Genomic DNA, 19,986 nt, shown 5'->3' on the forward strand with positions numbered 1-19,986 from the left:
GCGATGGCGACCATCGCCTTGATCCGCTCGCCCTCGGACGGGGTGCGTCCGGTGGTCGGGTCGGTGGTCACGTCCCCGACGCTGAAGATCCCGAACTGCATGACCGCCTCCATTTGGTTGACCGTTCAACTACACCCCTGCAACGGCCCACCGGGCCGGGGTATTCCTCCCCGCCCCACGAAGACCTACGCGCCCCCGCGGCCGGCACCCCGCACGGGCGCCGCATGCGAAGCTGCCCCCATGCCGATCCTCCGCTCCGCCGCCCTGTTCGCCGTCGCCGCGCTGTTCGAGATCGGCGGCGCCTGGCTGGTCTGGCAGGGCGTCCGGGAGCACCGGGGCCCGCTGTGGATCACCGGGGGCGTCCTGGCGCTGGGCGCGTACGGCTTCGTCGCCACCTTCCAGCCCGACGCCCACTTCGGCCGCATCCTCGCCGCCTACGGCGGGATCTTCGTGGCCGGCTCGATCCTGTGGGGCGTGGTCGCCGACGGCTACCGGCCCGACCGCTGGGACCTCGCCGGCGCGCTGGTCTGCCTCGCCGGGATGGCGATCATCATGTGGGCACCCCGGAACGGCGGCTGAGCCCTCACTTACGCTGGACGCAACCGTCCCGACGCAAGCCCAGGAGCCGCCATGGCCGCCGCCCCGTCCGCCGCCTCCCGCATCGCCGTCGTCACCGGCGCGAGCAGTGGCATCGGTGCCGCCACGGCCCGGCAGCTCGCCGCGGCCGGCTACCGCGTCGTCCTCACCGCCCGCCGCAAGGACCGCATCGAGGCCCTCGCCGAGGAGCTGACGACGGCCGGGCACTCGGCGGTGGCCTACCAGCTCGACGTGACCGACCGCGCGGCCGTGGACGAGTTCGCCTCCGCCTTCAAGACGATCGGCGTCCTGGTCAACAACGCGGGCGGCGCCCTCGGCGCGGACCCGGTGGCCACCGGCGACCCGGACCACTGGCGCTCGATGTACGAGACGAACGTCATCGGCACGCTGAACGTGACGCAGGCGCTGCTGCCCAAGCTGGAGGCGAGCGGTGACGGCGTGGTCGTGGTCGTCTCCTCCACCGCCGGCCACGGCACCTACGAGGGCGGCGCCGGCTATGTCGCCGCCAAGCACGGCGAGCACGTGCTCGCCGAGACCCTCCGCCTGGAGATCGTCGGCCGGCCGGTCCGGGTCGTCGAGATCGCGCCCGGCATGGTCCGCACGGAGGAGTTCGCGCTGACCCGCTTCGGCGGCGACACGGACAAGGCGGCCAAGGTGTACGAGGGCGTCGCCGAGCCCCTCACCGCCGACGACGTCGCCGAGACGATCACCTGGGCGGTGACCCGCCCCAGCCACGTCAACATCGACCTGCTGGTGGTGCGCCCGCGCGCCCAGGCGTCCAACACCAAGGTGCACCGGGAGCAGGGGTGACCGACGGCGCGCCTCCGGAGGACGGCCCGGCGCTGTCCCCGGAGGACGGCTCGGCGCGGTCCCTGGAGCAGCGCCGGCTGGCCCAGGAGACGAAGGACGAACGCCAGGTCTGGTACTTCCTCGCGTACTTCCTCTTCGGCATCCACTTCGTGGCGTTCGTGATGATCTACGCGGTGCGGCACGCGAAGTAGGAACCGGGACACCGCTGCCTATAGTCGGTCGGATGACGAACTCGGTTGACCGTCGGACACAGGCGGCACAGAAGCGCCGGCGGCTCGCGGCGGCGGCGGCCCGCGTCCTGCACGAGCAGGGCGCCGAGCGCACCACCCTCGCCGACATCGCGCGCGAGGCCGGCGTCCCGGCCGGGAACGTCTACTACTACTTCAAGACCAAGGACGAGCTGGTCCGGGCCGCGCTGGGCGAGCACCGCGACCGGCTGGACGAGCTCACCGCCGGGCTGGACCGGCTGCCGGCCCCGCGCGACCGCCTCAAGGCCCTGATCGAGACCTGGGTGTCCGAGCGCGAGACCACCGCCCGGTACGGCTGCCCCACCGGCACCCTGGCCGCCGAGCTCGGCAAGCGCGCGGACGGCACGCCGGCCGCGGAGGCGGGCGCGGTGCTGCGCCGCCTGCTGGACTGGACCGCCGCCCAGTTCCGTGCCTGGGGCGTCCCCGACCCCGAGGGCCACGCCCTCACCCTGGTCTCCGCCCACCAGGGCATGTCCGCCCTGACCCACGCCCTGCGCGACCCGTCCGTCACGACCCGCGAGGCCGCCCGCCTGCTGCGCTGGCTGGACTCGCTCCCGGCCGGTCCCGGCGTCAGCCCTTGACGCAGACGACCTGCTTCAGCTTGGCCACCACCCGCACCAAGTCCTGCTGCTGGTCGATGACCTGGTCGATCGACTTGTAGGCGCCCGGGATCTCGTCCACGACCCCGGAGTCCTTGCGGCACTCCACGCCCCGGGTCTGCTCCTCCAGGTCCTTGGTGGAGAAGCGCCGCTTGGCCGCGTTCCGGCTCATCCGGCGGCCGGCGCCGTGCGAGGCCGAGTTGAACGCCAGCTCGTTGCCGAGGCCGCGCACGATGTACGAGCCGGTGCCCATGGAGCCGGGGATGATGCCGTAGTCCCCGGAGCCGGCCCGGATCGCGCCCTTGCGGGTGACGAGCAGGTCCATGCCGTCGTACCGCTCCTGAGCCACGTAGTTGTGGTGGCAGGAGATCTCCTGCTCGAAGACCGGCTTGGCCTTCTTGAACTCCTTGCGGACCACGTCCTTCAGGAGCGCCATCATGAGCATGCGGTTGTACTTGGCGTACTCCTGGGCCCAGAACAGGTCGTTGCGGTAGGCCGCCATCTGCGGGGTGTCCGCGACGAAGACGGCGAGATCGCGGTCGACCAGGCCCTGGTTGTGCGGGAGCTTCTGGGCGACGCCGATGTGGTGCTCGGCGAGTTCCTTGCCGATGTTGCGGGAGCCGGAGTGGAGCATCAGCCACACGGAACCGGATTCGTCCACACACACCTCGACGAAGTGGTTCCCGCCGCCCAGGGTCCCCATCTGCGCGACGGCCCGTTCGCGCCGGAACCTCACGGCGTCGGCGACCCCGTCGAACCGCTTCCAGAAGTCCTCCCACCCGGCCGTGGCCAGTCCGTGGAAGCCCCGGGGCTCGACCGGGTCGTCGTGCATGCCCCGGCCCACCGGGATCGCCTGCTCGATCCGCGTCCGCAGCCGGGACAGATCCCCGGGCAGGTCGTTGGCGGTCAGGGAGGTCTTGACCGCCGACATCCCGCAGCCGATGTCCACGCCGACCGCCGCCGGGCACACCGCGTCCCGCATCGCGATGACCGAGCCGACCGTCGCGCCCTTGCCGTAGTGCACGTCCGGCATCACGGCCAGACCCTCGATCCACGGCAGGGTCGCCACGTTCTGGAGCTGGCGCAGGGCCACGTCCTCCACCGTCGCCGGGTCCGTCCACATCCGGATCGGCACCCTCGCGCCCGGTATCTCCACGTACGACATGTCTTCCTCTTTCCCCCGGGAAATGGCAACAAAAGGCTTGAAAGCAGCAAAACGCAAAAGAGGCGCCAAGGTCGGCGAAAGGGGCAAGGGACCGGCGGCCACGGCAGTGCGTGCGATACACATTGTCTCCAGGGAGCGCCCCGCCGCGGCAAGCGAATAACCGGCGGGGACACTGGAGCACCGAGTGCGCACACACCGTCGAGAGGAGCCCGACCGTGCAGCGGAAGGCCTACGCAACCGGCACCGCCGCCCTCCTCGCGGCGCTGCTGGCCGGCTGTACGAGCGGTTCCGGGGACACCGGCCCGACGGACAACGCCAACCCGGGCGACACCGGCCGGCCGGCCGCCGCCGCGCCGCCCGGCAAGTACCGCACGCTCCCCGAGCCCTGCGGCGCGGTGGGCCACGACGCCCTGGACACGATGCTGCCCGGCATCCAGCGGATCACCGACCCCGTACAGCGGGACCGGGCCTACCAGGGCGCGGCCGAGCTGACCTACGACACCGACCGCAAGGTGGGCTGCCGCTGGAAGGTCGACTCGGCCGACGTCACCGACCGGCTCTCCGTGGACTTCGAGCGCGTGGTGTCGTACGACAACGCGGTCAGCGACGACGACCAGGCGCAGCGGCTGTTCCAGGAGAAGCAGGCCGCCGCCGACCTGCCCGCGCCGAGCGGTGTCACCGCGCCGCCGCCCACGGCCCCCACGCCGACGGCGTCCGCGAAGGGCTCCCCGAGCGGCGGCGCGACCCCGTCCGCGAAGGCCCCGTCGGCCAATCCCTCGTCCTCCTCGGCCACTTCGGGCTCCGCCGCCTCGGGCTCCGCCTCCTCCTCGCCGTCCGGCTCCGCCGACGCCTCCGCCGAGCTCCAGCCGCGCACCCTGTCCGACCTCGGCGACGAGGCGTACCTGGACGACCAGCTGAGCACCTCCGGCCCGACCGTCGAACAGCGCACGGTGACTGTGGTGTTCCGCACGTCCAACGTCGTCGTCACCCTCCAGTACGAGGAGCAGCCGACGGCCACCGGAACGGTCCCGGACAGCAAGGAAATGCAGGACAGGGCCCGTGATCTGGCCGCCCGGCTGGACGACGCGCTCGGCGGCTGACCGCCCGGCCGGACCCGCCGCCCGGCGCGCGGACGGAAACCGCACGCCCCCCGCACCGCGTACCGTGGCCCCGCAGGAACCCGCACGAACACCGAGCGTCATGAGTGAAGGAACCATGCAGCGAGCAGCCCAGCGAGACGACCGTGCCCAGCGACACCAGCGAGCCAAGCGCCTGCGCCGCGCGCTTGTCTGCGCGGCAGCCGTTCCCGCGGTCCTGATCACCGCCGGCTGCTCCTCGGACTCCGGTGACGCCAAGCCCAAGGCCGGCGAGAGCACCGGTCCGGCGGCGAGCGGCAGCACCAAGCCGTCCGCGAGCGCGTCGCCGACCGTGCGGCCCGCCGCGTACGGGAAGCTGCCCGACCCGTGCACCGTGCTGTCGGAGAAGACCCTGGGCGACCTGGTCCCCAAGGCGTCGAAGTCGGGCAAGAAGGGCGGCTCCGACGAGCCGTCGTCGCGTGCCTCCTGCGCCTGGGACAGCCTGGCCAACAACGGTGTGAAGGGCTCGCAGTTCCGCTGGCTGAACATCTCCCTGCTGCGCTTCGACTCGGACCTCACCCGGGGCGCCGCCGACGAGCAGGCGCACGCCTACTTCAGCCGGCAGGTGAAGGACGCCCAGGCGGTGGACGGCGCGAAGGACACCAAGATGGTGCCGCTGTCCGGGACCGGCGCGGAGGCGGCGGCGGTGCGCTACGACCTGAAGAAGAAGGAGGGCCTCTTCAAGCAGCAGACGGTCGTCGCCCGGGTGGAGAACGTCGTGGTCACCCTGGATTACAACGGCGCCGGTCTCGCGGGCGAGAAGACGCCGGACGCCGACGATCTGACGAAGGACGCCCAGAAGGCGCTGAAGGAGGCCGTGGCGTCGGTGTCGAAGGCCAACGGCGCGGCGGGCGACCCGAGTTCGCAGCCGTCGGACTCCGCGTCCCAGGCCCCCTCGAAGCCGTCCTCGCCGAGTGCGTCCGCGTCCCAGCCGGCCGGCAAGGAAGCCTGACCGCACGGGCGCGGCGGGTGACCGGTACCGCGTTCGCCGTACACGTGTGCCACCCTGTTCCGCGCAACAACAGGCAACGGGAGGGGAGTACGAGTGGCCGCGTCACCGCAGCTGACTCGGATGCACCGCGTTCTCATCGGCGTGGTCGTGGCCGGTGCGCTGATCATCGCCGGTATCGGCTTCGCCGGTTCGTACGCGGCCGTCCGTGAGCTGGCCGTCAAGAAGGGCTTCGGGAACTTCTCCTACGTGTTCCCGGTGGGCATCGACGCGGGCATCTGCGTCCTCCTCGCCCTCGATCTGCTGCTGACGTGGATCCGGATCCCCTTCCCGCTGCTGCGCCAGACGGCGTGGCTGCTGACGGCGGCGACGATCGCGTTCAACGGCGCCGCCGCCTGGCCGGACCCGCTCGGCGTGGGCATGCACGCGGTGATCCCGGTGCTGTTCGTGGTGTCGGTCGAGGCGGCCCGGCACGCGGTCGGCCGGATGGCCGACATCACGGCGGACAAGCACATGGAGGGCGTCCGCCTCACCCGCTGGCTGCTCTCCCCGCTGCCGACGTTCCTGCTGTGGCGCCGCATGAAGCTGTGGGAGCTGCGCTCCTACGAGCAGGTCATCAAGCTGGAGCAGGAACGTCTCGTCTACCAGGCCCGGCTGCGCTCCCGCTTCGGCCGCGCCTGGCGCCGCAAGGCCCCGGTGGAGTCCCTGATGCCGCTGCGCCTGGCGCGCTACGGCGTCCCGCTCGCGGAGACGGCCCCGGCGGGCCTGGCCGCGGCGGGCATCGACCCGGTCCTGCTCCCCGCGGCCCCGCACCCCCAGGCCCTCGCCCCCGCCGCGGCCGACCGCACCCCCGCCACCGTCCCGGCCCCGCGGCAGCCGGCCCCCGCCGCCGGGCAGCCGCCCGCCGAGGTGCCCCCGGTGGACGAGCAGAGCCCCTGGTTCCAGGCCCCGCGCGAGGTCGAGTACCACGGCAACTACGACCCCACCTACGACCCGATGCTCCAGGAACCCCAGTACGCCCCCGAGGAGCAGTACGAGGACTGGTACGAGGAGCAGGCCCCGGAGGACTTCCAGCAGCCCTCCCCGGAGGAGACGGGCAGCTTCCCGATCCCGCCGGCCCACACCCGCGCACCCGGCGAGCGCGGCGGCAGCCCGGAGCCGAACCCGACGGACGAGGACCTCTACGAGCTCTTCCGCAAGTTGAGCGGCGACGCCCCCGCCGCCCTGCCCCAGTACGCCGAGGCGGTCCAGGCGACGTACGGCGTCGCGCTCGCCCCGCGCGACGCGGAACGCATGGTCAACCGCTTCACCGGCCGCCTCAACGCGGAACGGAAAGAAGAGCACATCGCGTAACGGAAAAAGGGGCCCTCTTCTCCTGGAAGAGGGCCCCTTTCGCCGTACGGCTTACTCCCCGAGCAGCGTCCGCACCCGCTCCTGACCCACGGCCAGCAGCAGGGTGGGCAGGCGGGGGCCGGTGTCGCGGCCGACGAGCAGGTGGTACAGCAGGGCGAAGAACGTCCGCTGGGCCGTCTTGATCTCCGGCGGCAGCTCCTTCGGCGTGGCGTCGGCGGAGAACCCGGCCTGCACCTTCGGCACGCCGTACACGAGGTGGGTCAGCCCGTCGAGCGACCAGTGGTCGGCCAGCCCGTCCAGCAGCAGCCGCACGGACTGCCGGGACGCCTCGTCCAGGGACTTCAGCAGCTCGGCGTCGGGCTCCTCGCGCACGATGGTCCGCTGGTCGGCGGGCACGTACGTGTTGATCCACGCCTCGGCCCGGTCGTAGCGCGGGCGCGCCTCGTCCAGCGAGGCCAGCGGCTGCTCCGGGTCCAGCTCGGACAGGATGCGCAGCGCCTGGTCCTCGTGACCGGCGGTGATGTCCGCGACGGACGCCAGCGTGCGGTACGGCAGCGGGCGGGGCGTCTTCGGCAGCTCACCGGCGGCGGTGCCGACGGCGCGGGTGTAGGCGGCGACGTCGGCCGGCAGCGCGGAGCCGTCGGCGACCTTCGCGGCCAGCTTGTCCCACTCGTCGTAGAGCCGCTGGATCTCCTGGTCGAAGGCGATCTTGAAGGACTGGTTGGGCCTGCGGCGGGCGTACAGCCAGCGCAGCAGCTGCGGCTCCATGATCTTCAGCGCGTCCGACGGGGTGGGCACGCCACCGCGCGAGGACGACATCTTCGCCATGCCGGAGATGCCCACGAACGCGTACATGGGCCCGATGGGCTGCTCGCCGCCGAAGATCGGCACGATCTGCCCGCCGACCTGGAAGCTGGAGCCGGGCGAGGAGTGGTCCACACCGCTGGGCTCGAAGATCACGCCCTCGTACGCCCAGCGCATCGGCCAGTCGACCTTCCACACCAGCTTGCCGCGGTCGAACTCGCTGAGCCGGACGGTCTCGGCGAAGCCGCAGGCGGTGCAGGTGTACGCCAGCTCGGTGGTGTCGTCGTCGTAGGAGGTGACCGTCGTCAGGTCCTTGCCGCAGCCGCCGCAGTACGGCTTGTACGGGAAGTACCCGGCGGAGCCGGAGCTGCCGTCGTCCTCGGACGCGGCGCCGGAGCCCTCCTCGGCCTCCAGCTCGGCCTCGTCCACCGCCTTCTGCTGCTGCTTCTTCGGCGCCTTCTTCGTCCGGTACTGGGCGAGGATCGCGTCGATGTCGTGCCGGTGCCGCATGGCGTGCAGGATCTGCTCGCGGTAGGCGCCGGAGGTGTACTGCTCGGTCTGGCTGATCCCGTCGAACTCCACGCCGAGCTGGCCCAGCGCCTCGACCATGGCGGCCTTGAAGTGCTCGGCCCAGTTCGGGTACGACGAGCCCTTCGGCGCCGGGACCGAGGTCAGCGGCTTGCCGATGTGCTCGGCCCAGGTCTCGTCCACACCGGGGACGCCGGCCGGGACCTTGCGGTAGCGGTCGTAGTCGTCCCAGGAGATCAGGTGCCGGACCTCGCGGCCACGGCGGCGGATCTCGTCGGCGACCAGGTGCGGGGTCATGACCTCGCGGAGGTTGCCGAGGTGGATCGGACCCGAGGGGGAGAGTCCGGACGCGACGACGACCGGTTTGCCCGGGGCCCGACGCTCCGACTCCTCGATGACCTCATCCGCGAAACGGGAGACCCAGTCGGTGGTCTCGGTGCTCTGAGCCACGATCGGCACGTCCTTCTTTCTGAACGGGGTGAGACTCCATTCTCACAGACCGCCCGTCGACCGGGAAAACGGCTTTACCCCCCATGGGATACTGGGTGGGTCTATCCATCCACGAGGAGAACGGCACCCATACCCATGGCCTCGGTCACGTCCCTCAGCGACACCGTCCAGCAGCACCTCGCGTCCGCCCTCTCGGCCACCCTGCCGGAGGCCGCCGGCGCGGACCCGCTGCTGCGACGAAGCGACCGGGCCGACTTCCAGGCCAACGGCATCCTGGCCCTGGCCAAGAAGGCGAAGGCGAACCCCCGGGAGCTGGCGGCCCAGGTCGTCGGCCGGGTGGTGACGGGTGACGTGATCCAGGACGTCGAGGTCTCCGGCCCCGGCTTCCTCAACATCACGCTCGCGGACAAGGCGATCACCGAGAACCTGGCCGCGCGGTACGCGGACGACACGGGCCGCCTCGGCGTGCCCACCGCCGCCGACCCCGGCACGACGGTGATCGACTACGCCCAGCCGAACGTGGCGAAGGAGATGCACGTCGGCCACCTGCGCTCGGCGGTGATCGGCGACTCGGTCGTGCAGCTGCTGGAGTTCACCGGCGAGAACGTGATCCGCCGCCACCACATCGGCGACTGGGGCACCCAGTTCGGCATGCTCATCCAGTACCTGGACGAGCACCCGCACGAGCTCGACCACAAGGCCGGCCAGGTGACGGGCGAGGAGGCGATGTCCAACCTCGACCGCCTCTACAAGGCCGCGCGCAAGAAGTTCGACTCCGACGAGGAGTTCAAGACCCGGGCCCGCCGCCGGGTGGTCGACCTCCAGGCCGGCGACCCGCACACGCTCGCCATGTGGCAGAAGTTCGTGGACGAGTCGAAGATCTACTTCTTCTCCGTCTTCGAGAAGCTGGACATGGAGATCCGGGACGCGGACATCGTCGGCGAGTCCGGGTACAACGACATGCTCGCGGAGACCTGCCGCCTGCTGGAGGAGTCGGGCGTCGCGGTCCGCTCCGAGGGCGCGCTCTGCGTGTTCTTCGACGACATCAAGGGCCCGGACGGCAAGCCGGTCCCGCTGATCGTGCAGAAGTCGGACGGCGGCTACGGCTACGCGGCGACCGACCTGTCCGCGATCCGCGACCGCGTCTTCAACCTCAAGGCGAACACCCTGCTGTACGTGGTGGACGCCCGGCAGGCCCTGCACTTCCGGATGGTCTTCGAGACCGCCCGCCGGGCCGGCTGGCTGGGCGACGACGTCACGGCGAGCCAGCTCGCCTTCGGCACGGTCCTCGGCAAGGACGGCAAGCCCTTCAAGACCCGTGAGGGCGAGACGGTCCGCCTCGTCGACCTGCTGGACGAGGCGATCGAGCGGGCGTCGGCCGTGGTCCGGGAGAAGGCGCAGGACCTGTCCGAGGAGGAGATCGCCGAGCGGGGCGCCCAGGTGGGCATCGGCGCGGTGAAGTACGCGGACCTGTCGACGTCGGCGAACCGGGACTACAAGTTCGACCTGGACCAGATGGTCTCGCTGAACGGCGACACGTCCGTCTACCTCCAGTACGCCTACGCCCGTATCCAGTCCATCCTCCGCAAGGCCGGCGAGGTCCGCCCCGCGGCCCACCCCGAGCTGCCCCTGGCGGACGCGGAGCGCGCCCTCGGCCTGCACCTGGACTCCTTCGCGGAGACGGTCCGGGAGGCGGCCGCGGAACACGCCCCGCACAAGCTGGCGGCGTACCTGTACCAGCTGGCGTCGCTGTTCACGACGTTCTACGACAAGTGCCCGGTGCTGCGCGCCGAGACGCCGGCGCAGGTGGAGAACCGCCTCTTCCTCTCCGACCTCACGGCCCGCACCCTCCACCAGGGCATGACCCTGATGGGCATCCGCACCCCCGAGAAGCTCTGACCCCTCAGGGACTGTGCGCCGCGAGAAGTTCGCGGGTGCGGTCGAGTAGGGCCTCGCGGACCGTGTCGGGGGACAGGACCTGGAGGGGTGTGGCCAGGCCCAGGAGGTAGTGGGCCAGGCCCTCCGGGGTCGGGCCTCCTATCTCGACCACGGTCGCTTCCGGGCCGTCGGGGTGGTGGGTGCCGATGGTCGGGGGGATGAGGCGTTGCGCCTCCCGCAGGGGGAGCAGGAGGCGGATCCTCGCCGACAGGGGGTACGGGCCGTTCGCCGTGTTGTGGAACACCAGCCGCGCCGGGTCCGGCGGGTCCGTGATCTCAACGAGCCGCCCGGTTGGGTGCACGTGCTCCACCCGGTCCGCCCGGAACGTCCGCCACCCCCGGACCACGTCCCGCGCCACGAAGTACCAGCGCCTGCCGGTGTGCACCAGCCGGTACGGGTCCACGTCCCGGACCGTGCCCCGGCCCTCCCCGTCGCAGTACGACAGCCGCACCCGCTCCCCGCGCCGGCACGCCGCCGCCAGCTCCAGCAGCATCCCCGGCCGCAACCGCGCCTCCTCGGGCCACGGCAGCCGTACGAGCGCTTCATCCCACTCCCCCAGCCGCTCGGCCACCCCCGCCGGCAGCACCTGCCGCAGCTTCAGCAGCGCCGACAGCGCGGCCTGGTCCCCGCCGAGGACCCCGCCGAACGCCGCCTCCCGCAGCCCGACCGCCACGGCCAGCGCCTCCTCGTCGTCCAGGATCAGCGGCGGCACCCGCGAGCCGGCCCGCAACCGGTAACCACCCCACGGCCCCGCCTCGGAATCGACGCTGTACCCCAGCTCCCGCAGCTTCGCGACATCCCGCCGCACCGTGCGGTCCGTGACCCCCATCCGCTCGGCCAGCTCACCGCACGTCCACGAGGGCCGGGCGGCGAGCAACGACAGCAGACGCAGCAGACGGGCGGAGGCGCTCAGCACGGGCGGAAGTTTTTCATACCGTCCGACCCAACCAGGACCGAAGTTGTCCGGGTCCTGTCCTACCGTCCTCCCCATGAGCACGGAAACCCCCTCCGCACCCGCCTTCCGCTACGTCGCCGTCACCTTCGACTGCGCCGACCCCGCCGAACTCGCCCGCTTCTACGGCGACATGTTCGGCCTCCCCGTCACCTACTCCACCGACGACTTCGTCTTCCTCGGCGGCGACAACGGCACGGCCGGCCTCGGCTTCACCCGCATCCCCGACTACCGGCGCCCCACCTGGCCCGACCCCGCCCAGGGGAAGCAGGCCCACCTCGAGGTGGGCGTCGGCGACCTGGACACCGCCGAGGCCCACCTCCTCGCCCGGGGCGCGGTCAAGCCGGACGACCAGCCTCAGCCGGAACGGTGGCGGGTCCTTCTCGACCCCGCCGGACACCCGTTCTGCATCACGACCCTGACCTGACGCCGCACCCGTCTCACGGCACGGCGAACTCGCACCACACGATCTTTCCCGGCGTGCGCTCCCCGACGCCCCACTTGTCGCTGAGCGCCGCCACCAGCAGCAGGCCCCTGCCTCCCTCGCTCTCCGGCCCGCCCCGCTCGTCCGGGACGCGAGGGATGCCGGGGCCGCTGTCGTGTACCTCCACCCGGACCAGCTCGCCGTCGTACCGCAGGCGGAGCAGGAAGCCCCGGCCCCTCGGTACGCCGTGCAGCAGGGCGTTCGTGGCCAGCTCGCTCACGCAGAGCGACAGGTCGTGAGACCGGTTCCAGGTATCCAGCCCCCAGCACTTCAGCGACCGCTCGGTGAGCTGTCTGGCCGCCGGGACCGAGCGGCGACTGCGGACGTAGAACTGGTCGCGGTGGCAGGGGAGTTCAATGTGCTCGTTCACGGGACGAATGTGGCGCAGCGTAACTACTCTGGTTCAGCGCGTAGTCCCGTACAAGGTTTTTGTACGGGTTGCTGCGGGGTGGTGCACCGGTCGGCGTGGGGAGTTCAGCAGGCATGACGCCTACACGGAGGAAGAACCAGTCGGCCATGAAGATGCTGGGCCGTCAACTGGCCGCGGCGCGACGCGCGAAGGGGTTGAGTCAGCCCGGTCTGGCTGCCGCGCTGAACATCCACGAGGAGACGGTGGCCAGCATCGAGCAGGGCCGACGGGTGCTGAAGCTGGACATGGCCGAGCTGTTCGACGAGTTCCTGGAGACCAAGGGGATGCTGGCGGCGGGGGTGGCCAACCTGCCGGAGGTGGATCAGTTTCCGTTGTGGGCGGAGGAGTACATCGAGCAGGAGAGGGAGGCCATCGCGCTGTCCTGGTACGACGCGCTGGTCGTGCCTGGCCTGCTTCAGACCGAGGGGTACGCCCGCGCCCTCCTCAGCGGACGTGTCCCCGCTTACGACGCCGACGAGCTTACGACGAAAGTCCAGGCGCGAGTCGAACGTCGCGAGATCCTGCACCGCAAGGAGCCGCCGACACTGAGCTTCGTCATCTGGGAACCCGTGTTGCTCTGGCCCACCGGAGGCCCCGAGGTCCACCGGGAACAGCTGCGCTTTCTGCGGGAGTGCTCGCAACTCCCCTGCGTCTCATTGCAGGTCCTGCCACTGAGCCGCACGCACCACGCTGGAGACGCCGGCCCATTCACTCTTCTGGAAACGCCCGACCATCAGCACTTGGCCTACGCCGAGTCGCAACAAGGCAGCCAGTGGGTCTCCAACCCAGATGAGGTGTCCATCCTCGCGCGCAGGTATGCGATGCTGCGGACACAGGCACACACCGTCGAGTACTCGCGATGCCTGCTCGACCGTCTGCTAGGAGATCAATGAGCACCGCACTTGAGTGGTTCAAGTCGAGCTACAGCAGCAGCGAAGGCGGCGCTTGCCTTGAAGCCGCCCTCTCATGGCACAAGTCGAGCTACAGCAGTAGCGAGGGCGGCCAGTGCCTCGAAGTGGCCGTTTCCCCTGGTGCGGTGCACGTCCGGGACTCGAAGCAAGCCCCCTCCCAGGACCGCACCCTACGCATCAGCCCGGGCACATGGGACAGCTTCACCGCTTCCCTCAAGTGACCACCGTCCGCTAGGAGAGCAATGAGCACCGAAGCCCTTCAGTGGTTCAAGTCGACCTACAGCGGCGACGAGGGCGGCCAGTGCCTCGAAGTCGCCCTGTCATGGCACAAGTCGAGCTACAGCGGCAGCGAGGGCGGCGAGTGCCTTGAAGTGGCCGTCTCTCCAGGCACCGTGCACATCCGGGACTCCAAGGAAACCCCCTCCCAGGACCGCACCCTCCGCATCAGCCCTGTCACCTGGGACCTCTTCACCTCTTCCCTCAAGTGACCGTTGGGCCGCTCGCTTCTTGGTCAGTGTCGTGCTTCCACGGGCCGCGTCAAGGGCGCTGCGCGTCGGCTTCGCCGATGGGCCTGCGGCCCACCCTTGACCCGGCCCGCTCCAGCACGAGGTAGAAGCGAGCGAGCGGCCCGAAAGGACAGTGGCCCAGCCCGGCACCGGCCCCCCGGCGAGCCGACCATGCCCCGGCGGTGAGGGGCGCACCCGCGTCTCGCCAGCACGCCGGGCCGGTTCGGCGGCCTGCGGGTGATCCTGGCTCCCCCTGCCACCCCTCCTTCTGCACCATTCATTCCAAAACAACCCTCCCCACGTTCCGGCCCCCCGCCTCCCACCGGGCCGCAAGCCGCTAAGCCCACCCGGCGTGCAGGCGAGACGCCAGCGCGCATCCCCGACCCACGATGCGAACGCAGCCCACCGCAGGGCCCAACCAAGTCCAGCCGGCCACTTTCCCCTGGCCGCCCGCTCGCTTCTCCCCCGTGCTGGAGTGAGGTGTGTCAAGGGTGGGCCGCAGGCCCATCGGCGGGGCTCCAACTGCCGCCCGGCAGGTTGGTCGACGCGACGGACGACGGGCCCTGGCACCAACCCCTGCTGTGGCACGCGGAAAAGCCCTCCTCGCCCGGCACCTGGAAGGCCCTGGGCGCACCGGCGGCCCGTACGGGGCTGTTGCCGGTGCTCGTGGACCTGGCCGGCTGCCGGGTCGGCGTCGACGACTGGGGGCTGCTGCCGGGCGACGCCTCGTACCCCGGAGATCACCCGGTCGAGGACGTGCTCTCGGAGTACTGGGAGGAGGAGACCGACGGGCATCTCAGCGAGGAGATCGAGCCGTTCGGCACCGAGTGGCCGGGCCTCGCCTCTTCCGGCGTGCCGAACGCCGATCCCGACACCCGCGCCGCCACGGTGGCCGACGCCCTGCACCGGGATCCCGCGCGCTGGGCGGAGTGGATAGAGGAACCGCACCTGGCCCTCGTCCCGGCCCGCCGGTCCGCCGACATACCCGCCGCCATCGGCTGGACCGGTGCCCTGAACTACGACCACGACGTGGCCCGCGTCTGCGCCGTCCTGCGGTCCTGGGAGGACCGGTTCGGCATCCGGGTCGTGGCGCTCGGTGCGGACGCCCTCGTGGTGTCCGTCGCCGCCCCGCCCGGCACCCTCGCCGACGCCGAGGTCCTCGCCGCCGAGCACTACGCCCTGTGCCCGCACGCCGTCGTACAGAGTGGTCCGGGGAGCGTGCGGGCGTACGCCGAGACGCTGCTCGGTGCCACCAGCTGGGCCTTCTGGTGGGACTGAGTCACTCGAACTCCGACGCCGGCTTCCACTTCTGACCGCCCAGCGGGAACGCGTACGCCGGCCGGCTGTTGTTCCCGCTGGTGCGGAACGGGTGGCCGGCGTCGTCGATCACCAGCGTGCCGTGCCGGCCGCCGCTGGACCACGTCAGCTCCAGGTACCAGCTGACGTCGTACGCCGACGCGTCCGCCATGACGTAGAAGACCTCCGGGTCCGACTGGCTCACCTTGAAGGGGAAGTTTTCGCTCCCGGCCTCCGGTACGGGTGACGGGCGCATCGCGTCCAGGGAGACCGTGAAGGAATGCGTCGGCACGCCACCGCCGCAGCCGACACCCGGGTAGCCCATGGCGTAGTCGTTCCAGGCGAGCGGCGAACGCTTGCCCGCCATGTGGACCGACAGCCGCTCCAGGACGACCGTCTCGTTCCCGGTGCCCTGCACGGTGAAGGTGATGAACTGCTCCCCCGCCGACACCGCCTTGTTGACGGCCACCCACGCGGGGGCCTGCTGCTCCGTCGGCGGCGGGCCCACGGCGGTCGGCGGCCGGTCGATCAGGTAGTGCTGCGAGCAGGGACTCAGCCAGCTGTAGGGGTTGGTGTTGACCGTCAACGGCACCGCTTCCGATGCTTCCTGACGTGCGGCCGCCGACGGCTTCCCCGTGGGCTTCCCGTCGGTGATGTCGGGCGCCAGGTCCGGAGCCTCGGCGGAGGGGGAGGCCGAACGCGTGGCCGAAGCGCTCGGGCTCGGGCTCCCTGACTTCGACGGCCGGGGGGCGGTGCTGCCCTGGGCAAGGGCGGAGCCGGCGGTGGCCGTCGTGGCCTTCGCGTCGTCCCGCCGCTTGCCCTCGTCCGACGGCGAGTTCAGGGCGAAGACCGTGCCGCCGACGATCAACGCGGTGACCGTGACGGCCGCCAGGAGAGCGGTACGGCGGCCCGCGATCAGGGACCGGCCCCGCCGCCATCGGGTCGCCGGTACGGGTGCGGGTGTGGGCTCGGGTTCAGGTGCACTCGCCGGCTCCGGTTCGGGTTCGGCTGCCCCCACTGGCTCCGGTTCGGGTACGGCCGCCGCCTCCGGCTCTGTCTCCGGGGCCGCCTGAGCCGCCGCCTCAGGCTCCGGAACCGCCTCCGGTGCTACGACCGGCTCCGCGCCCTTCCGTCCCCGGCCCGCGTCCGCCAGGATCCACCGGCGGTGCAGTTCCACCAGTTCCCCGGGCGTGGCCTTGCAGAGCCGGGCGAGCCGCTCCACGGGGGCGTAGTCCGTCGGTACGGCGTCCCCGTTGCAGTAGCGGTGGAGTGTCGACGTACTCATGTGGAGCCGCTTGGCGAGCGTGCCGTAGCTGTGCCCGGAGCGGTTCTTCAACTCCCGCAGCAGCTCGGCGAAACCGCTTTCGGGGATGCCCTCAGACACCGTTCCTCCAGTCCCCCTCGTCCCACCCCGGCGTTCCAGGGGGGTGTTGTTTCCGCAGGTCAAAGCCGGTTCCGGCGTTCCAGCGTCCCGGATTGGCGGCCAACGCTGGCCGCCGGGACGAGTCCGCCCACAGGCTGTTGGTCATCCAAGCACGACAACCGGCCCAGCCCGAAAGAGGACTTGCCATGCGTATGCGCCACATTCGTTTGATCGCCGCTACCGGAACCGCCGTGGCCGCCCTCGCCCTCACCGCGTGCGACAACGGCACGGGCACCGAGGACGAGGGCGCCGCCCGCCCGAAGGCGACGGTGGCGGCGGCGGAGACGAACGTCTCGAAGTCGCCCGAGAGCAGCACCCCGGTGAAGGACACCGCCGGCGGCGCCACCGAGGCCTCCCCCGTGGCCCGTACCGAGGCGCCCAGCACCAAGCCCGCCGCCTCCGCCGGCCGCAAGGGGCAGAGCACCGGACGCTCCGTGGTGCTGTGCAACGGCACGAACACGTCCGTCACCGCCCAGCTGCTCAGCCGGCCCCTGAACCACATGCTGCTGACGGTGAAGAACACCGGCGGCAAGACCTGCGAACTGCCGTACTACCCGGTGCTGCGCTTCGACGAGATGCAGTGGGTGCCGCAGGCCGACGAGGGCACCCAGCCCCAGGCCGTGGTCTCGCTGGCGCCCGGCGAGTCGGGGTACGCGGGTGTGCTGCTGTCGGCCGCCGACGGCAGCGGCAGCGGCGGGATGACCGCGCACAAGCTGACGGTGGGCTTCCAGGGGATGACCCCGAACAGCGACGGCGGCCCGTCCGCGACGCCGGCCCTGCCCGCCAAGGGCGTCTACTACGACAGCACGCTGAAGGTGACGTACTGGCAGAAGGACCTGGGCGCCATCTCCGGCTGGTGACAACCGGCGCACGGCAACGCCTTCATCCGCATATCACCCCTAAGGGCGGTTTGCCGCATTCGAGGGCAAGTCCGGGGAAAGGCTCCCGGCGCATGCCCGAAGGAGCCCTCGGCCGATGTCGTCGCACGGCGGCACGGCCCGGTCTCCGCGACCCGCCGGATGAAAGGCGTTCCCTTCATGGCTTTCGCGTTCCGCAAGTCCCTCGGCGTCCTCGCTCTCGCGCTGACGGCGGCCGTCCTCCCTTCGGCCGCCGCCACGGCCGCCGCCACGGCCGCCGGGCCGGGCTCCGGCGCCTCCGCGATCGGCAACTACTGCCTGTCGAACACGTGGGGGACACCCGAGGTCCGCACCAGGGTGTGCGCCAACGAACCCGGACAGCGCTGGAAGGTCGTAGGCGACCACGTCGTCCTGGCCGCCGACCCCCACTACTGTCTGTCCAACACGTGGGGGACGCCCGAGGTCCGCACCAGGCTCTGCGCCAACGAACCCGGACAGCGGTGGAGGCAGACCGGCGACCACTTCGTCCTGGCCGCCGACGCGCACTACTGCCTGTCCAACACGTGGGGGACGCCCGAGGTCCGCACCAGGCTCTGCGCCAACGAACCCGGACAGCGCTGGGCCGTGCTGGGCGACCACATCACCCTGACCGACGCCTGAGGCCGCCAGTGAGCTCCCCGTGGGTTCGCCGGCCCGCCGGCTCGGCGAACCCACGGGGTCGAAGGAACTAGCGGAGCTTCTGGGCCACCTCGGTGGCCCAGTAGGTGAGGATGTTCCGCGCACCGGCCCGCTTGATGCCGGTCAGGGTCTCGAAGATGGCCCGGTCCCGGTCCACCCAGCCCTTCTCGGCGGCGGCCTCGACCATCGCGTACTCGCCGGAGATCTGGTACGCGGCCACCGGCACGTCCACGGCGTCCGCGACCCGGGCGAGGATGTCGAGGTAGGGGCCGGCCGGCTTGACCATCACCATGTCGGCGCCCTCGGCGAGGTCCAGCTCCAGCTCGCGCAGGGACTCCCGCCAGTTGGCCGGGTCCTGCTGGTAGGTCTTGCGGTCGCCCTGCAACGACGAGGCGACGGCCTCGCGGAAGGGCCCGTAGAACGCCGAGGAGTACTTGGCGGTGTAGGCGAGGATCGCCACGTCCTCGCGGCCGATCTGGTCGAGCGCGTCGCGGATGACGCCGATCTGGCCGTCCATCATCCCGCTGGGGCCCACGACATGGGCGCCGGCGTCGGCCTGGACCTGCGCCATCTCGGCGTACCGCTCCAGGGTGGCGTCGTTGTCGACCCGGCCCTCGGCGTCCAGCACCCCGCAGTGGCCGTGGTCGGTGACCTCGTCCAGGCACAGGTCGGACATCACGAGCAGGTCGTCACCGACCTCGGCGCGCACGTCCCGGAGGGCGACCTGGAGGATCCCGTCCGGGTCGGTGCCCACCGTGCCCCGGGCGTCCTTCTTCGACTCCTCCGGCACACCGAACAGCATGATCCCGGAGATCCCGGCCTCCACCGCCTCCGCAGCGGCCTTCTTCAGGCTGTCCCGGGTGTGCTGCACGACCCCGGGCATGGAGCCGATCGGCACCGGCTCGCTCACGCCCTCCCGGACGAACGCCGGGAGGATGAAGTCGGCGGGGTGCAGCCGTGTCTCGGCGACCATCCGCCGCATGACGGGCGTGGTCCGCAGCCGCCGGGGACGCGTACCGGGAAAGGATCCGTACTTCGTCATGCCCTCTACGCTACGCCCGCCCCACCCGTGCGTTTGCCGACGCCGAGTCGGGCCGGCGAGGCGGTTCGGGGCCCTTCGGGGAGGCCCGCTCAGCGCTCGCCGATCTCGGCGAGGATCCGGTCGGCCACCTCGCCCCGGTCGTTGCCGGGCGGTGTCCGGGCGCGGAACTCCCGTAGCCGGCGGACCGCTCCGAGCGGCACCTGGGCCGCTCCGCCGTCCGTCACACAGCTCTCCACCGCCCGCAGGGCCCAGTACTGGTTGAACGCGAGCGGATCCGCGATCGCCGCGTCCACCAGGGGGCCCAAAGCCTCCGGCTCGGGCAGCGCGTACAGCCGCGCGTAGGCCGCCAGCCGCAGCCCGGCGTCCTGGGAGGCGAGCAGCCCCTCGACGTCGAAGCCGGGCACACGCTGGGCCGCGCGCACCAGCCGGGCGAAGATGCGGTCCATCCGCTGGGTCCTGGCCGCGCTGCCCGCCTGCTGGAGGCGTACGTTCACATACTCGGCGGCCAGTCCCCTGACCGTGTCCCAGGCGGCGCCGTCGTCGGCGGGTCCGTCCCCGACGAGCGCGGCGTTGGCCGTCCGCTGGACGTCGTCGATCCGGCGCTCGATGTCCCGGAACTCGATCCGGGCGAAGCCCGGCACCTCGATGCTGCGGAGCAGCTCCCCGAGCCACGGCAGCGCGGCGATCGCGAGCAGCGTCACCACGATGCCGTCGATCCGCAGGTCCGGCGCCAGGACGTGCAGGACGGCCGCCCCCACCGCGGCACAGGTCACCAGCAGCGCCACGGCCCGGCGGCGTAACCAGGGGCCGGCGTTCCCGGAACCAGGACGGCGCTCTCCCTCACCCATGGC

General features: G+C 71.5%; 22 protein-coding genes. 15 read left to right on the plus strand and 7 right to left on the minus strand.

Annotated elements, in window-relative coordinates:
* Nucleotides 1-240 precede the first annotated feature (240 nt).
* From IH25_RS0136170 to IH25_RS0136185, 4 genes are read left to right on the plus strand one after another with little or no spacing between them, the layout of a single operon-like run.
* Entirely contained in the window at nucleotides 241-579 is a 339-nt protein-coding gene (locus tag IH25_RS0136170) for a YnfA family protein (protein ID WP_030620997.1), read from the plus strand.
* A 51-nt stretch (nucleotides 580-630) separates the two neighbouring features.
* Nucleotides 631-1,407: an SDR family NAD(P)-dependent oxidoreductase gene (locus IH25_RS0136175; RefSeq protein WP_030621000.1), complete on the plus strand. Its 777-nt coding sequence runs from the start codon at nucleotides 631-633 to the stop codon at nucleotides 1,405-1,407.
* Nucleotides 1,404-1,598 carry a hypothetical protein gene (locus IH25_RS38185; RefSeq protein WP_037656328.1) on the plus strand — a complete coding sequence of 65 codons (195 nt, stop codon included), beginning with the start codon at nucleotides 1,404-1,406 and terminating at the stop codon, nucleotides 1,596-1,598. Before IH25_RS0136175 ends, IH25_RS38185 begins: the two co-directional genes overlap by 4 nt.
* A gap of 32 nt (nucleotides 1,599-1,630) precedes the next feature.
* On the plus strand, nucleotides 1,631-2,236 hold the full coding sequence (locus IH25_RS0136185) for a TetR/AcrR family transcriptional regulator (RefSeq protein ID WP_030621003.1): 606 nt from the start codon (nucleotides 1,631-1,633) through the stop codon (nucleotides 2,234-2,236).
* On the opposite strand, the gene IH25_RS0136190 is transcribed toward IH25_RS0136185, so the two are convergent.
* A complete protein-coding gene (locus IH25_RS0136190) occupies nucleotides 2,226-3,419 on the minus strand; it encodes an RtcB family protein (protein WP_030621005.1) in 1,194 nt (397 codons plus the stop codon). The genes IH25_RS0136185 and IH25_RS0136190 overlap by 11 nt on opposite strands.
* Nucleotides 3,420-3,634: 215 nt before the next feature.
* On the opposite strand from IH25_RS0136190, the gene IH25_RS0136195 reads away from it, so the two are divergent.
* From IH25_RS0136195 to IH25_RS0136205, 3 genes are all read left to right on the plus strand, one after another.
* Nucleotides 3,635-4,519, plus strand: coding sequence for a hypothetical protein (locus IH25_RS0136195; RefSeq protein ID WP_030621009.1), 885 nt, complete (start codon nucleotides 3,635-3,637; stop codon nucleotides 4,517-4,519).
* A gap of 115 nt (nucleotides 4,520-4,634) precedes the next feature.
* Nucleotides 4,635-5,507: a DUF3558 family protein gene (locus IH25_RS0136200; protein WP_245172985.1), complete on the plus strand. Its 873-nt coding sequence runs from the start codon at nucleotides 4,635-4,637 to the stop codon at nucleotides 5,505-5,507.
* A 120-nt stretch (nucleotides 5,508-5,627) separates the two neighbouring features.
* On the plus strand, nucleotides 5,628-6,857 hold the full coding sequence (locus tag IH25_RS0136205) for a DUF2637 domain-containing protein (protein ID WP_030621015.1): 1,230 nt from the start codon (nucleotides 5,628-5,630) through the stop codon (nucleotides 6,855-6,857).
* A gap of 51 nt (nucleotides 6,858-6,908) precedes the next feature.
* On the opposite strand, the gene lysS is transcribed toward IH25_RS0136205, so the two are convergent.
* Entirely contained in the window at nucleotides 6,909-8,648 is a 1,740-nt protein-coding gene (gene lysS / locus IH25_RS0136210) for a lysine--tRNA ligase (RefSeq protein ID WP_030621018.1), read from the minus strand.
* Between the two features lie 126 nt (nucleotides 8,649-8,774).
* Here lysS and argS point away from each other — a divergent pair, with 126 nt between their 5' ends.
* Nucleotides 8,775-10,538 carry an arginine--tRNA ligase gene (gene argS / locus IH25_RS0136215; RefSeq protein WP_030621021.1) on the plus strand — a complete coding sequence of 588 codons (1,764 nt, stop codon included), beginning with the start codon at nucleotides 8,775-8,777 and terminating at the stop codon, nucleotides 10,536-10,538.
* Nucleotides 10,539-10,542: 4 nt separating this feature from the next.
* Here argS and IH25_RS0136220 read toward each other — a convergent pair whose 3' ends face one another.
* Nucleotides 10,543-11,493: a helix-turn-helix transcriptional regulator gene (locus IH25_RS0136220; RefSeq protein ID WP_030621035.1), complete on the minus strand. Its 951-nt coding sequence runs from the start codon at nucleotides 11,491-11,493 to the stop codon at nucleotides 10,543-10,545.
* Between the two features lie 73 nt (nucleotides 11,494-11,566).
* Here IH25_RS0136220 and IH25_RS0136225 point away from each other — a divergent pair, with 73 nt between their 5' ends.
* Nucleotides 11,567-11,956, plus strand: a complete 390-nt coding sequence (locus IH25_RS0136225) for a VOC family protein (protein WP_030621036.1) — start codon at nucleotides 11,567-11,569, stop codon at nucleotides 11,954-11,956.
* 13 nt (nucleotides 11,957-11,969) lie between these two features.
* Here the strand turns inward: IH25_RS0136225 and IH25_RS0136230 are convergent, their stop codons facing one another.
* Nucleotides 11,970-12,383 carry an ATP-binding protein gene (locus tag IH25_RS0136230; protein WP_030621039.1) on the minus strand — a complete coding sequence of 138 codons (414 nt, stop codon included), beginning with the start codon at nucleotides 12,381-12,383 and terminating at the stop codon, nucleotides 11,970-11,972.
* A 146-nt stretch (nucleotides 12,384-12,529) separates the two neighbouring features.
* Here IH25_RS0136230 and IH25_RS0136235 point away from each other — a divergent pair, with 146 nt between their 5' ends.
* From IH25_RS0136235 to IH25_RS0136250, 4 genes are all read left to right on the plus strand, one after another.
* A complete protein-coding gene (locus IH25_RS0136235) occupies nucleotides 12,530-13,315 on the plus strand; it encodes a helix-turn-helix domain-containing protein (RefSeq protein ID WP_078844602.1) in 786 nt (261 codons plus the stop codon).
* Nucleotides 13,312-13,554 carry a DUF397 domain-containing protein gene (locus tag IH25_RS0136240; RefSeq protein ID WP_030621047.1) on the plus strand — a complete coding sequence of 81 codons (243 nt, stop codon included), beginning with the start codon at nucleotides 13,312-13,314 and terminating at the stop codon, nucleotides 13,552-13,554. The genes IH25_RS0136235 and IH25_RS0136240 overlap by 4 nt, the downstream gene beginning before the upstream one ends.
* A 21-nt stretch (nucleotides 13,555-13,575) precedes the next feature.
* Nucleotides 13,576-13,821, plus strand: coding sequence for a DUF397 domain-containing protein (locus tag IH25_RS0136245; RefSeq protein WP_030621051.1), 246 nt, complete (start codon nucleotides 13,576-13,578; stop codon nucleotides 13,819-13,821).
* 498 nt (nucleotides 13,822-14,319) lie between these two features.
* A complete protein-coding gene (locus tag IH25_RS0136250; RefSeq protein WP_030621054.1) occupies nucleotides 14,320-15,117 on the plus strand; it encodes a DUF4253 domain-containing protein in 798 nt (265 codons plus the stop codon).
* Between the two features lies 1 nt (nucleotide 15,118).
* Here the strand turns inward: IH25_RS0136250 and IH25_RS0136255 are convergent, their stop codons facing one another.
* Nucleotides 15,119-16,519, minus strand: a complete 1,401-nt coding sequence (locus IH25_RS0136255; protein WP_030621056.1) for a helix-turn-helix domain-containing protein — start codon at nucleotides 16,517-16,519, stop codon at nucleotides 15,119-15,121.
* A 191-nt stretch (nucleotides 16,520-16,710) separates the two neighbouring features.
* On the opposite strand from IH25_RS0136255, the gene IH25_RS0136260 reads away from it, so the two are divergent.
* Together IH25_RS0136260 and IH25_RS0136265 are read left to right on the plus strand one after the other, a co-directional pair.
* On the plus strand, nucleotides 16,711-17,418 hold the full coding sequence (locus IH25_RS0136260; protein ID WP_037656330.1) for a DUF4232 domain-containing protein: 708 nt from the start codon (nucleotides 16,711-16,713) through the stop codon (nucleotides 17,416-17,418).
* Between the two features lie 177 nt (nucleotides 17,419-17,595).
* Nucleotides 17,596-18,075 (plus strand): RICIN domain-containing protein, encoded by a 480-nt coding sequence (locus tag IH25_RS0136265; RefSeq protein ID WP_030621060.1) that lies wholly within the window; start codon nucleotides 17,596-17,598, stop codon nucleotides 18,073-18,075.
* 67 nt (nucleotides 18,076-18,142) lie between these two features.
* On the opposite strand, the gene hemB is transcribed toward IH25_RS0136265, so the two are convergent.
* Nucleotides 18,143-19,135, minus strand: a complete 993-nt coding sequence (gene hemB, locus IH25_RS0136270; RefSeq protein ID WP_030621063.1) for a porphobilinogen synthase — start codon at nucleotides 19,133-19,135, stop codon at nucleotides 18,143-18,145.
* 89 nt (nucleotides 19,136-19,224) lie between these two features.
* On the minus strand, nucleotides 19,225-19,983 hold the full coding sequence (locus IH25_RS0136275) for a hypothetical protein (RefSeq protein ID WP_157847081.1): 759 nt from the start codon (nucleotides 19,981-19,983) through the stop codon (nucleotides 19,225-19,227).
* Between the last annotated feature and the right edge of the window lie 3 nt (nucleotides 19,984-19,986).

The organism is Streptomyces achromogenes subsp. achromogenes, from assembly GCF_000720835.1.
Classification (GTDB): Bacteria; Actinomycetota; Actinomycetes; order Streptomycetales; family Streptomycetaceae; genus Streptomyces; species Streptomyces achromogenes.